Source organism: Pseudobacteroides sp., from assembly GCF_036567765.1.
GTDB lineage: Bacteria > Bacillota > Clostridia > Acetivibrionales > DSM-2933 > Pseudobacteroides.
In genome coordinates this window covers 1-14,603 of sequence record NZ_DATCTU010000085.1, presented here as the reverse complement: position 1 = coordinate 14,603, position 14,603 = coordinate 1, and the positions used below count along the sequence as shown (strand labels likewise).

Here is a 14,603-nt window from a genome sequence, read left to right as displayed (position 1 = left end):
GAAAATCTATATGAGACATTTCCATTAACAGAAGTACAGATGGCATATTTTATGGGAAGAAACAGCGGCCTTGAGATGGGGGGGGTATCAACCCACGGGTATTATGAAATAGAAACCGTTATGGATATGGAAAAGCTAAACAAGGGGCTGGTTAAAGCTATAGAGCGTCAGCATATGTTAAGGGCTATAATTATGCCTAACGGTGAGCAGAAAATACTCGAAGAAGTACCTGAGTATAAGATAAACATAAGAGATATTCGTAATATGAGCAAGGATGAGCAACAGGAAGAAATATTGAAAGAAAGAGAGAGGATGTCTCATTACGTATTTAAAACGGATGAATGGCCGTTATTTGAATTTAAAGCATTGCAGCTTTCTGATGAGACACACTATCTTTTTGTTGGATTTGATTTATTGATATCGGATGGGACAAGTACAAGAATTTTAATAAAAGAGATACTGGATTATTACAACAATCCGGGAATCGAAGCACCGGAACTTGAGTTTTCTTTCAGGGATTATGTAAAGGCTTATGAGGAATTGAAGAAAAGCGAGATGTACGAGAAAGATAAAGCATACTGGCTTGAAAAGCTTGGGGACTTTCCGGCTTCCCCTGCTCTTCCCTTAAAGACCGATCCGTCAAATGTATCCCAGCCTCATTTCAAGAGATGCAGCAAGGTCTTTGAAAAAAGTGAGTGGGATTTAATCAAAAGAAAAGCACAAGAGAAAAGTATAACACCGTCAGCCCTTCTTTGTACAGCATTTGCAAAGGTGCTTGCATTTTGGAGTAATCAACCTCACTTGGCCGTTAACCTGACGGTTTTCAACCGATATCCATTTCATAAGGATGTAAACAGTATTATTGGTGACTTTACCTCAGTTATGTTGTTGGATGTCAACTTGAAGCCGGATATGGCATTTTGGGATAGTGCATCGGCAATACAGGATACACTGATGGAGGCATTGGAGCACCGTCATTATGATGGAATAGAGTTTATCAGAGAAATTTCAAAGTACAATAACATGGGTACAAAGGCAGTAATGCCGATTGTATTTACCAGTATGTTGTTTTCCATGGATAAGGACGAGAAAAGTGTTGACTTGGGAGATTTGGGAGAAATAAAAATGGGGGTAAGCCAGACATCACAGGTTTATTTGGACTATCAGGCCTGGGAGAATAAGGGCGAGCTCTTGATAACATGGGATTATGTTGAAGAACTGTTCGACAAAGAAGTTATTGAAAGTATGTTTAAACAATACAGGGAGCTTCTTGAAGTAATACCTGAAAATAAAGAGATATCGCTTAGATCAGAAGATAAAGATATCATGCTGATGAAGGAATACAATAATACCCGGGAGGAAATCACCCCCACTACACTAACCAGGTTGTTTAATGAACAGGTAAAACGCGTTCCGTATAAGGAAGCGGTCAGATTCCAGGACGAAAGTATTTCATATGCGGAACTTGATCGGAAGTCAAACCAGGTGGCACACTATCTGAGGGAATGTGGGGTAGGGCGAAATGACCTTGTGGGGGTATTGGCTGCCAGAAGGATAGAAACCATCGTAAACCTGATGGGAATACTTAAGGCAGGTGGGGCATATGTGCCTGTGGACCCTGACTACCCTGAGGATAGAAGAAATTATATTCTGGAAAACAGCTGCTGCAAACTAATGATTACGCCTGAGCTATATATTGAAAAAGAGATAAGAAACTACCCACATGAGGAAATAAAAAAGGGTGAAAATCCTGAAGATCTTGCATATATAATTTATACATCAGGAAGCACCGGGAGACCTAAGGGTGTTGTAATAACTCATGGGGCAGTTACAAATACAATTATAGATATAAACCAGAAATTCAGCGTGGATGAAAAGGATAGAATTATCGGGCTGTCTTCAATGTGCTTTGACCTTTCGGTGTATGATATATTCGGTGCTCTTTCGTCAGGAGCGACACTGGTAATGGTACCAGATGTAAGAGATATCAGAAACATCATTGGTGTTGTAAAAAAGGAAAACATAACCCTTTGGAACTCCGTACCTGCCATTATGGACATGCTTATAGAAAATATGGAATCAGCGGAAGAAGATATTACATACTGGCAAGCGGGATATAATTCGGGAATGTCTGTTCAGTATGATTTGAATGATTCTCTAAAAGTAGTTATGTTAAGTGGGGACTGGATACCTCTGGGGTTGCCTGACAAAGTACGCGATAAGTTCCCTATGGCAGATGTAATAAGCCTTGGCGGAGCAACAGAAGCTTCAATATGGTCAATATATTATCCTATAAATGATATAAAAAATGAATGGAAAAGCATACCATACGGAATACCTTTGGCCAATCAGGAATTCTACGTATTAAATTACGAGATGGAGTGTTGTCCTGTTGGTGTACAGGGGGAACTTTTCATAGGTGGAGTAGGGCTGGCCAAGGGTTATATGAATGACGAGGAAAAGACGAAAAATGCATTTATGGTACATCCACAATACGGTAATTTATATAAAACCGGCGATTATGGAGTCATGCATAAGGAAGGATATATAGAATTCTTGGGAAGGAAAGACCATCAGGTAAAGATACGGGGTCACAGGATAGAACTGGGAGAAATAGAGAGCAGTCTTTTAAGACATGAATCGGTAAGAAATGCGGTTGTTGTAGACCTTAAGGATAAGAATGGCAAGAAATACCTTTGTGCGTACATAGTAAGTGAAGAAAAGCTTAACATACAGGATTTGAAAAACCATGTTTCAGTGGAACTTCCGGAGTATATGGTTCCATCATACTTCGTGCATATTAATGAAGTGCCGCTAACTCCGAATGGAAAGGTTAATAGAAAGGCGTTGCCAGAACCGGATACCTCATGCTCCGGTGGCGGTTCTCAATACATTGTACCTACCAGTACGGTTGAAATTAAACTTGCTGAAATATGTCAGGTACTTGCTGATAAAGACAGGATAAGTGTAAATGAGAATTTCTTTGACTTAGGATTGGATTCAATTAAGGTAATAACACTTGTTGCTAGAATACAGTCAGAGTTTGGAATTAAGGTGCCCTTTGAGGTTGTATTTAGACGGCCAACTATCAGATTAATTGCTGAATACATACAGAAGGAGAATGATGGGAAGGAAGCTGTGTGTGTTCTTCTCAATAGCGAGCGGAACAAAAACATATTTGCATTTCCCCCAATTCTTACGATGGGCTTTGTATATAGAGCTTTATCACAATCCATTAACAGTCATTCGTTTTATGCAATGGATTTTGTTGATAGGGAGGACATAATAAGCTATTACGCAGACGAGATTGCCAAGATACAGGGAAATAATGAGCCAATTGTGCTAGCTGGGCATTCTGCAGGTGGAAATATTGCGGTTGAGGTAGCAAAGGGACTTTTTGAAAAGGGATATCAGGTTTCAGATATAATATTGCTGGATTCATATTATATAAACGATAGCATGAAAGGCTATGTGATGCCTCCACATAAAGAAGAGTACATAAAGAATCTTCTTGAGCATATGGCGAGTATGTACCCGGATAAAGTTGGTATCAGAGAACAATTTGACAGGTATATGACTGAGAGAATAATAAAGTATTTTGATGTATTAGACACTTTAACGATTTCGGAAAGAATTCCATCGAGAATACATTTTATAAGCTCTACTGGAGACTTAGAGTATAAGGCATTCTTGAGAACAGATATGTGCAAATGGTCTGAAGCAACAAGTATAGGTTTTCAAAAATACCAGGGCTTTGGTACTCACGATGAGATGTTATATGGAGAATATGCATTGAAAAATGCTAAACTTGTTGAAGCAATTCTAAAGGATTGTTAACTTATGTTAGAAAGCGAGGTGTTTTTGTGGGAGTGAATGATTATAAGGATCAGTCTGTTCAGACTTTTAATAAACAAGCAGATAATTATCATTCTACCTTTTTCGGGAAGCATGCAAGGTCCTTGTACAATTATGTGCTTGATGAGATTAAGATTGATACATATGATTCGGTATTAGATGTAGGATGTGGTAGAGGGGATGTATTAGCTCTTATTGTGAGTAAAGATAATAAAATAAAAGCACATGGGGTTGATTTGTCACCGGAAATGCTGAAATTTGCAAACCATAAATTAAAAGAACAAGCAGTATTAAAGATGGGAGATTCTGAAAATATCCCTTGGAATAGTAATGAGTTTAGTCTTGTAACATGTACAGACTCTTTTCACCATTATCCGAATCCACAGATAGCATTATCTGAAATGTATCGAGTACTTAAACAAAGTGGAAAACTGATTATTAGCGAGATTTGGCTGCCAACGCCTGCCAGACAGGTTACAAACATGGTTTTGCCAATGATGAAAACGGGTGATGTAAGGATCTATTCTAAAAACGAACTTGCCTATATGCTGGATAAATGCGGATTTAAAAATATAGTTTGGAAAAGGCTAAATATGATGGCATACCTTTGTACAGCTGAAAAATAATTATATTATTAGTGGGGAAGGGTTTAAATGGTAAAGTCAATTAAGGAATTAAGACAGGAGATAGACAGTGTAAACATTGAAATTATGTCATTACTGAACAAGAGGGCAAGTCTCGTAAAAGAGATAAGCGAATTGAAAGATGGAACAAACTATTTTGATCCTGTTCGGGAAAATGAAATGATGGAAATGATTTTAAAATTGAATAAAGGTCCTTTATACAATGATATACTTAAGGATATTTTTTCAAGTATTTTTGCAGCATCGCTGAGATTTATGGGGGTAACCCGGGAACGCAAACTGCTTATAAGTTCTAGCAATGAGAGTGGTTTTTTGAATATTCGAGATATTTTTAGCTTACAGACACAGGAACCTGTAATTATAGCAGGGCCTTGTGCTGTTGAAAAGACTGAGTATCTTGAGATAATCGCAAAACATTTAAAGAATAGGGCAATCAAGTTTCTGCGTGGTGGTGCTTTTAAGCCGAGATCATCTCCATATGAATTCCAAGGATTAAGAGAAGAGGGATTAAAAATATTATCATATATAGGAAAGACATATGATTTGATTACAATAACTGAAGTTGTTGACACTAGAGATGTAGAAATGGTAGCTTGTTATGCAGATGTTTTACAAATTGGGGCAAGAAACATGCAAAATTTTGAACTTTTAAAAGAAGCTGGTCAGACTCAGAAGCCCATACTATTAAAGCGAGGAATGAATGCAACGATCCAGGAATTCATGTATGCAGCAGAATATATTGGACTACAAGGAAATAGAAAATTGATAATGTGTGAACGTGGAATCCGTACTTTTGAAACGAAAACAAGAAACACATTAGATATATCATCTATACCTATAATTAAATCTGAAACAAGTTTACCAATTTTGGTTGATTTGAGTCACTCACTTGGAAGAAAAGATATCGTAAATCAGATTGCGAAAGCTGTTTTGGCTGCTGGTGCGGATGGTGTGATGGTTGAAGTTCATCCATACCCTGAAATAGCACTTTCAGATAGCAAACAGCAATTGACTCCTTTAGAATTTGATAGGATGTTAGATATATTAAAAGCTTGATAAGGCTATTTTGAATAAGAGATCCAGCTGCTAAACTGATGAGTTTAAGGATAGCTGCTTTAGAAAAGGAAATAAGAGGATTGGAATTTATGTTGAACGAAGAACGGCTTGAGAAAGCAATATAAAGGTTATACTTAAAATAATTCTTGTGAAGGTTGAATGGAATGGAAATAATAAAATTATTTTGCCTACCCTATGCGGGTGGGTCTGCAACGGTATATTCCAGATGGAAAAATTATATAGATCAAAATATCGAAGTTATACCAATAGAATTAGCTGGGCGTGGGAAAAAGTTTAGTAAACCATTAAATAACTCAATTGAGGATGAAGTAAATAATATTTTTGAAGAAATTACCCATCATATTAAAAATTACCCATATGCTTTCTTTGGGCATAGCATGGGGACTTTAATTATTCATCAATTAATAGGTAAAATTATTAGTCATAATTTAAGAATGCCTGTGCATTCTTTTATGTCAGGAAGGTTTCCTCCCCATATCAAAGGGAAGGAAGTATACCACACATTACCGGACAATGAGTTTAAAAAGGCTATTTTATGCTTGGGAGGTACACCCAAAGCGGTAGCTGATAACGAAGAGCTATTTAATTTGTTTTTACCGATACTTAAATCTGATTATAAGATGGTTGAGCAATATGAATTCAAACAAGAACCAAGAAAGTGGTGTTTTGATATTTCAGTTTTTTATGGTTCAAATGATAATCTGGCTCAATATCACGATGTCGAAGAATGGTCTTTCTATACAGAAAAGTCATGTGATTTTTATAAATTTGAAGGCAATCATTTTTTTATTCACGAACACGAAAAAAAGATAGTAAGTACGATAAGTCAAATTCTAAATAATAAAAAATAAGTATTCATAGTATTTATAAAAAATATGAGGAGGAATTGGGACTGTGGGCTTTAATTCAAATTTGGATGAAACGAGAAATGAAAAAAAGTATTATTGGTCACCTGCTGTTAGATGGGAGAAAAATGGTTCAGAAGTAAAGATTGAAATTTTTTGCTATAAAGGGGATATTGCAGAATTATTTCCAAAATTCTATTTCCTTTTACAGAAAGGGATAGAACTATGTAAGCTAAACAAAGAATTTAATGAATTTGATAGTAGAAAGCTAAATGCTTTTGTTAATGATTTGATAAAAAAAAGGGTACTGATTCATTCAATTGCTACTCCACAGGAAGTATTTTATCCCCAAAGTTATATTTTTAAAAATGTATATAGTGAAAATATTAAGTTTGATGCAGAAGAATTAAAAAAGTTTAAGGATAAGCAATTAAATAGAAGATACCAAAGTGCCGCAAATAACACAGTTTCATTAGAATGCACAGAACTTCCGGAAGTTATTAAAAATCGAAGAACCTATCGTTCTTTTGAACAAAACCGCAAGATTAGTTTTACTACGTTTTCTCAATTTTTATCAGTACTCAGACAAGAAAGGCAAGGGGATAATATCAGATATTATTATGCCAGTGCAGGAGGGCTTTACCCCATAGATATTTATTTATACGTAAAGGAAAACCGTGTTGAAAATATTGATCGGGGATTATATTATTATAATCCGATTGGCAATGAACTTTGCAGTATAAACAATGATTGTACGATACCGAAAGAAGCACACTATTTTACAAATCAAAATATATTCAGTGAGTCTGCCGTCTCAATGTTTTTTGTATACAATGCAGAAGTGACAATGCCTAAATATGCAGGAATGGGATATTTTTATTCTGCAATTGATACAGGAATAATGGTATCAACACTTACAACGGTAGGAGAATTAAATGATATTGGCATTTGTTCAATCGGAGACATGAATTTCCATCAGATCAAGAAGTTTTTTGGGCTTAATGATAATCAGGTATTACTACATACAGTTGAAATAGGATTAAAACCTTCAGAAATTTGTTCAGACTTATCTGATATTTAAAGAAAAATTGTAAATTAAACGACTATGCGAGGTGCAGTGAAATGACGAATAAAAATAATTTTAGCATGCCATACTCACTGGGATGCAACTTTGATCCGAAATTAATTGAAGTTATATCAAAGATTGACAAAGGGAAGTCAATTAAATCGGTATTTGGAAAAATGAGAAGTGACTTGCTTGGGGGGGGCAGAGCTTCTATGGTTTTGCCGGATATTAGCATTAGGGAGCTAAAAGAATATATTGAATTATGCCATTCAAAGGGCCTGAAATTTAATTATCTACTCAATCCAATGTGTATGGAGAATAAAGAATTTAGTCCCAGATACCATAAAAAAATAATTTCTTATATTGACAACTTGGTTAGCATAGGAATAGATGCCGTAACCGTAAATTCGCCATATTTGTGTGAACTAATTAAAAAGAGATATCCGAATATTAAGGTTTCAATTGGATTGTATGCATATATATTTGATTTGCACCATATAGAATATTGGCACAATCTGGGGGCAGATGAGCTAACATTGTTCCACAAAATTAATAGAAATTTTGAGCTTCTTGAGAAAATGCTTAACTATACCAAGAATTCTAATATGTCTCTTAGGTTGATTGCAAATAATGTATGCCTTCATTCATGTCCTTATGCTGTAATGCACGGAACCAGTCAAGCTCATGCAAGCCAGAATAAACACTTTTCAAAGCATGTAAACCTCGACTATTGCTTACTAAAGTGCACAACGGAAAAAATTAAAAATCCAACTCAACTTATTGCGTCTGAATGGATACGACCTGAGGATATAAAGCATTATGAAAATTTGTGTGAGAAAACAGGAAACTACAATTTTTCTATAAAGCTGCTGGATAGAACAAAAAGTACAGATTTTTTGACAAAAGTAATAAAAGCATATACACAAAAAGTATATAATGGAAATCTACTAGACATATTAGTGTGGCCAAGGCTTTCTGAGACTGTTAAGGTACATAAAAAGCCTTTTATTTTTAAAGCAATTACAGGGCGATACAATATAGATGAAGTCAAAAAGTTTTTTGATGCATTCAATCTTCCAGATTTTTATTTGGATAATAGAAAGTTAGATGGGTTTCTGGAAAAGTTTACGACAAAGTTTGTATGTGATGAGTTTACATGCGAAGGATCAGAAATATCAAAGCCGAGTGGAATAACTAAGTGTTCCTACTGCAAAACATGGGCAGAGAAAGCAATATCTTTCAACGATGAAGAACGTAAAAAGTGGTTATTAAAAACTGACAGTGTTAATTCTGGGTTAGTTGAGAGTAAAATTTTTGAATAATACAGTAAAACTACGGATTACCATATATAAAACTATATATGGTAATTATGTACTCGCAAATTGACTGACAATCGGTCGGTATGATATAATTCTGACATTAAATAAAATTGAGACATAAGATGTACTTATATGCTTATTTTTATAGTAGTTGTATTAATTGTACAAGAAGAATTGTCTAGGAGAAAGGATATGTTATGAAAAGAATCGTAAAACCTAGAAATGAAAGAATTAACGAAATACTGGATATTGCTCAAACCTTATTCTTGAATTATGGTTTTGAGCAAACTACAATTAGTAATATAGTGAAAGAAACAAAAATTGCTCAGGGTACCTTTTATTATTATTTTAAATCAAAAGATGAATTATTAAATGCAATTATGAAACGAAGTATTGATAAAATTACTAAAAATGCTTTTATGGTTGTAAATAACAATAATATTAATGCAATTAAGAAAATAGAAATTATTTTGAATAATTTTTTAGCTTATGACGGTTGGAACAATGAGATGATTACTTATATCCATAATAAGGATTCAATGATACACCATATGATTGAAATGCAAATAATAGAAAATCTTGTTCCACTTGTTAAGGATATTCTCTTACAAGGAATAAACGAAAAAATCTTTGATGTTCCATATCCTCAAGAGATTTCCGAGTTTATTGTATTGGGTGTGGGAGGAATGTATGATCAATTTCGGCAACCAAAGGAAGATCAGAATTCAATGAATAACAGGATTAAAGCAATTAAGTTAATGCTAATTCGCATATTAGGTATAAACGAAAACATATATAATTTTAATTTTTAATTTAAGGAAGGTGGAGTCAGTCAATGTCATTAATAAATTTTGAAAAGGTCAGCAAGGTATATGATGTAGGAGCGGTTAAATTTAAGGCAGTTGACGGTATTAGTTTTGAAATTGACAAGGGCGAGTTTGTTGTTATCCTTGGACCTAGTGGAGCAGGTAAAAGTACTGTGTTAAATCTTCTAGGAGGTATGGATCATGCAACAGAGGGATCAATTTATATTGATGGTGTAGATATTACCAAATATGACGAAAATGGGTTAACAGCTTATAGGAGAGATGTGATTGGATTTATATTTCAGTTTTACAATCTTATCCCCTCGCTTACAGCGTATGAAAATGTAGCAATAACAAAAGAGAATAAAAAAGATGTATTAGACCCAAAAACAACGTTATCTTTAGTAGGCCTGAAAGATCATTTTGACAAATTTCCTGCTCAGCTTTCCGGGGGTGAACAACAGCGTGTTTCTATTGCAAGAGCAATATGTAAAAATCCGAAGCTGCTTCTTTGCGATGAACCAACAGGTGCCCTTGATAGTGAAACGGGTGTGATTATCCTGTCCCTTTTACAAAAGATGAGCAGAGAAAGCGGACACACAGTAGTGATAGTTACACACAATTCTGCATTGGCTCCTGCTGCTGACCGGGTGATTAAAATGAGAAGTGGAAAAATTAGCGATCAGATTATCAATAAGTCTCCATTAGCTGTGGAGGAGGTGAATTGGTAAATGCTTCTGAGAAAAATGTTAAGGGATATGAAAGCAAAGAAAGCACAGTTTATTTCAATTTTCCTAATGGCTATACTTGGGGTACTTATATACTCAGGCATGAATGCTGAATGGTATGGTATGAGGCAGGAAGTGGATAAATATTATAAAGAAATGCGGCTTGCAGACTATTGGGTAAAGAGTAACAATTTTACTAAAGAAGATGTAGACAAGGTAAAAAACATTTCAGGTGTAAAGTCGGTGGCACGAAGACTGACATTTGATTCATCACTGGATATGAAAGATGATCCAACGCTTCGTATAAATATAGTTGAGAGTAATATAATTTCTTTACCTTTGTTAGTTAATGGAGAGGAATTTGAAATTTCTAAAGATGGTATTTGGCTTGATGACTCTTTTGCAAATGCTCGGGGACTAAGGGTAGGAGATAAGTTAAAATTTGAGTTAAATGGTTTGAAGCTTGAAAAGAATATCCTTGGATTGATTATGCATCCAGAGTATGTTCATAATGTTGAGGATAATAGTGTACTGGTGCCAAATCATAAGACTTTCGGGTTTGCTTTTTTATCGAGTGCAGCATTGCCGCAAGGAATACAGATTCCTTATAATCAGCTTCTAATTGAGAAAGAGGACAAAATTATCAACGAAAATTTGAAGCCCCAAATAGAAGATATCTTTTCTGACAGGTATAGCATAGTAATAGGACGGGATATGCAACCAAGTGTCGTTGCTTTTGATACTGAAATAGAACAGAATAAGGCTATGGGTGGAGTTTTTCCTGTAGTGTTTTTTCTAATAGCAGCACTAGCTATGTTAACAACTATGACACGAATGACGAATAATCAAAGGACTCAGATAGGAATCCTCAAAGCTCTTGGGTTTTCTAAAAGAAAAATCTTCTTTCATTACATATCATATGGTGTTTGGATTGGATTTATTGGAGGTATCATAGGTTTGGTTGTCGGTCCATTACTGATACCCCCTATACTGTTTACTATGCAAAAAACAATTTATTCACTTCCAAATTGGTCAATAGCAATTGCTCCTGCATCATTTGTTTCAGTAATCCTATCAGTTTTGTGTTGCGGTGCTTCCAGTTTTTTTGCATGCAGACAACAGATGAAAGAGGTTCCTGCTTCATCATTAAGGCCTAAGCCTCCAAAAGTAGGGAAGCATACACGATTAGAGAAGAGCAAGTTATGGCATAAGTTTGGTTTTTCCGTACAATGGAATATACGTGATCTAATTAGAAGCCCGATTCGTTCTATCATGGCAGTTGTAGGAGTTATGGGGTGTGCTGCATTACTGCTATTTGGTCTAGGATTAAAAGATTCGATAAATGGGGTAAGCACATGGATGTATGGAGACCTAAATGTTTATGAGAGTAAAATTAATTTGCAAAAATCCATAACAGATGAAGAATTAAAAAATATTAAGAATACCTATAAAGGACAGTGGATTCAAGAGTCTAAAGTGCAGATTAGGTATAACAGCATTAATGAAAGTGGAGCGTTGACGGTTTTATCTGAGGGTGATCAGATAATATATGAAAATGAAAATGGACAAAAGATTGTCATGCCTAGAGAAGGAATTGGAATATCATACAAAATGGCTGAGGTAATAAAAGCTAAAATTGGAGATACTATAGAGTGGAGAATAATGGGCAGTAAAGACTGGGTGAAGTCTGATATTAAAGCTATTTATAGAACACCAATGGGTCAAGGAATTGCAATGTCTGAAAAAGCTTATACGAAAATTGGTCAGAAGTACTTAGAAACAACTTTATTGACCTCTCAAAAATCAAGTAACATAAAAAAAGTGGCGGGAATAAAAAGTATTCAAGATAAAAACCAGTTGATTGATTCATTTAATGATTTACTAGAAAGTATGCAAATGATTGTCGTCATTTTGATAATTGCAGCATTTGTTTTGGGAAGTGTAGTATTATATAATCTAGGGGTGCTTTCCTTTACAGAACGTAATAGAGAGCTGGCAACATTAAAAGTATTGGGCTTTTTTTCAAAGCAAATTCGTGTTTTATTGCTTCAACAAAATATATGGCTAACAATTGTAGGTATTATTGGAGGATTGCCTTTTGGTTTTATTTTAGTAAGGTTCATGCTGTCTACAATGTCTAAGGAAACCGATATGATAGCACAAATCACGCCAATATCATGGGCTTTGAGTATAGCAGCAACATTCTTATTATCCATGGTAGTTAGCTTGTTTCTATCTATGAAGGTTAAGCATATTGATATGGTTTCTTCATTAAAATCAGTCGAATAATATATAGACAGCAAATAATAAAAAGTGTATATTTTGCAATCTCAAATGTTGATAATATCTATCAGAAATCCCTGTTCTGTATGTAAATGGAATGGGGATTTCAAATTTAATGTTATATCTAAAGAAAGAATTTGAATTTTGCAATAGAACCGTCACTAAGCTCCTTTTCATCATCAAGCCATATTGGGAATATCATTCATTCGGCGGTTTTGTGGTTGTTATCGGTTGGTATGATTTTGTAGCCTATTTGTGCAGTGTTCGATTGTATCAGGATCGTAATGAGCTAAGGTACTGGATTAAAAAATTTGTTAATAATTTTATTTCTCAGGTAATCTAGCGTATCCCTTGCACAGGGAACAACCTGGAATTCATTAATACATAGTTCTCTTTTTTTAGTGCCGGTATAGCCCAGGGGGATGTTATAGGATAAGGCTTTTTAGGGGTAATACGTAACACCGTAAAATATCTTTCGAGATTATAAATATAATTCTAGACTATGTCAGGATTTTGAAACTTTGCTGCTCGCATGACAAAACAAAAGGTATCTTTGCCTCTTTCCAATCCCATATTTACTAGATTTATAGGTATATTGTCATCCGTTCATGATACCAGGGTTAAAGCCTGCTCTAACAAGAGCATCACGCATTTGATAATTTATGCCTCTGTCTGCAGTGGTAATGATAATTGTGGAATTGTTAAAAGGATTTCCCGGGCTCCCATAGGGTGTACTATCAGTCCAAATACTGCTTTTACTTATTTGATCTCCCATACTGGCACCGATAAAGTGGTAAAAACCGGTGTGGTCATCCCCTGTTGTAATAGTATCACTGTAGTCTTTTACTGGTTTATTTTCAACAAAGCCAAGATAACTTCTAAAGCTAAAGTAAACTGCGGACGGAGGTATTTTTCCAATAAATATAATAGCCTCATCAGGTCGCAGTTTATAGTATATTCCTGGTGCTACATACTCTATATTGGCAGTAAAATTATCAGGGTCTTCAGGATTGTATCCTTTTGGAGGATTCTGCCCAGGAGATGGTTCCTGGTTTGGTGCTGCTGGAAGGATATAAGTTGCATAGGGTGCTCCGACATTGTTGCCGAAGGCAGTATCAGTTTTGCCTTCACTGGCAAGTGTTAGTACGTCTAAATACTTTAGTTTTCCTTCCTGAACTATAAAACCCCTTTCTCCTAATGTTTAGATAAAATTTCTTACGCATTGGTTTGTATTCGGGTAGGGATTATAAATTGATGTTTCGGGCATATAAGTATATGGATACATTTTTTGTGTATTTTTTGTATTGGGCAATTTATTCATTGGCGTGTTAATGTAATATGGACATAGGCACCTGTTATACATAATTGTAGCTCCTTTCACATCATCATAATATAATATGTTTTGCTACCTTCAATGTACTTTAGTCTGTATAGCTTTGTAAAATATGCAAACTATCAGAAATATACAAAGTGGGTTTGCTTATTTGTATCATCTTGCTGCAAAAGCACACATAGAGGCGATGGTGCTAATAGAACAGGTTTAGATGTTATGATATTTCCTCAGACTGATTTGGTTGGACCATTAGAACCTTTAATATAGTACCTTGATTAATGCCATTAGGACGCTCGGAGCACAATTGGTTGGGACAACAAAAATAAATTAACCTTGGTCGAGTCATCTACCAAGTCAGCGATAAGATCTCCCTTTGACTGGATGTAAGCTGCAGTAAAGGGGTTGCCTGCAGCACTTACATTGAAAATGTAATAAGCTGGACTTCATAATATAACAGTAGGTAAGAACCTAGACTTGTGCAGTAAAATGTAAAACTTTATGCAGCATAGAGCTTGTCCTATCTTCCGTAGAATTTCGGTAGCTTAGTTTCACTTCATTTTTCTCATCCTGCTGACTGTTTACCATGCTCTTCCACCTTTGAAATGCTATTAATAAGGATTGGAAGTAGTTTATATCCCTTAATACGA

General features: G+C 35.2%; 10 protein-coding genes. 9 read left to right on the top strand and 1 reads right to left on the bottom strand.

Features of this window, described 5'->3' with window-relative positions:
- The 9 genes from VIO64_RS13025 to VIO64_RS12985 all read left to right on the top strand — a co-directional run.
- The coding region (locus VIO64_RS13025) for an amino acid adenylation domain-containing protein (RefSeq protein WP_331918882.1) at nt 1–3,837 on the top strand (3,837 nt) is incomplete at its 5' end.
- 26 nt (nt 3,838–3,863) lie between these two features.
- Nucleotides 3,864–4,481 carry a class I SAM-dependent methyltransferase gene (locus VIO64_RS13020; RefSeq protein ID WP_331918880.1) on the top strand — a complete coding sequence of 206 codons (618 nt, stop codon included), beginning with the start codon at nt 3,864–3,866 and terminating at the stop codon, nt 4,479–4,481.
- 27 nt (nt 4,482–4,508) lie between these two features.
- Nucleotides 4,509–5,555 carry a bifunctional 3-deoxy-7-phosphoheptulonate synthase/chorismate mutase gene (locus VIO64_RS13015; RefSeq protein ID WP_331918878.1) on the top strand — a complete coding sequence of 349 codons (1,047 nt, stop codon included), beginning with the start codon at nt 4,509–4,511 and terminating at the stop codon, nt 5,553–5,555.
- Nucleotides 5,556–5,719: 164 nt separating this feature from the next.
- Nucleotides 5,720–6,427, top strand: coding sequence for a thioesterase II family protein (locus VIO64_RS13010; protein WP_331918876.1), 708 nt, complete (start codon nt 5,720–5,722; stop codon nt 6,425–6,427).
- 43 nt (nt 6,428–6,470) lie between these two features.
- The gene (locus tag VIO64_RS13005; protein WP_331918874.1) at nt 6,471–7,502 is read left to right on the top strand and encodes a SagB/ThcOx family dehydrogenase; all 1,032 of its coding nucleotides are present in this window, start codon (nt 6,471–6,473) and stop codon (nt 7,500–7,502) included.
- 41 nt (nt 7,503–7,543) lie between these two features.
- Entirely contained in the window at nt 7,544–8,809 is a 1,266-nt protein-coding gene (locus VIO64_RS13000) for a U32 family peptidase (RefSeq protein ID WP_331918868.1), read from the top strand.
- Between the two features lie 194 nt (nt 8,810–9,003).
- Entirely contained in the window at nt 9,004–9,618 is a 615-nt protein-coding gene (locus VIO64_RS12995; protein WP_331918866.1) for a TetR/AcrR family transcriptional regulator, read from the top strand.
- A gap of 23 nt (nt 9,619–9,641) precedes the next feature.
- Nucleotides 9,642–10,343, top strand: a complete 702-nt coding sequence (locus VIO64_RS12990; RefSeq protein WP_331918864.1) for an ABC transporter ATP-binding protein — start codon at nt 9,642–9,644, stop codon at nt 10,341–10,343.
- Nucleotides 10,344–12,629 carry an ABC transporter permease gene (locus VIO64_RS12985; protein ID WP_331918862.1) on the top strand — a complete coding sequence of 762 codons (2,286 nt, stop codon included), beginning with the start codon at nt 10,344–10,346 and terminating at the stop codon, nt 12,627–12,629. It abuts the gene before it with no gap.
- 592 nt (nt 12,630–13,221) lie between these two features.
- Here VIO64_RS12985 and VIO64_RS12980 read toward each other — a convergent pair.
- On the bottom strand, nt 13,222–13,398 hold the full coding sequence (locus VIO64_RS12980; protein ID WP_331918860.1) for a hypothetical protein: 177 nt from the start codon (nt 13,396–13,398) through the stop codon (nt 13,222–13,224).
- Nucleotides 13,399–14,603: the final 1,205 nt, after the last annotated feature.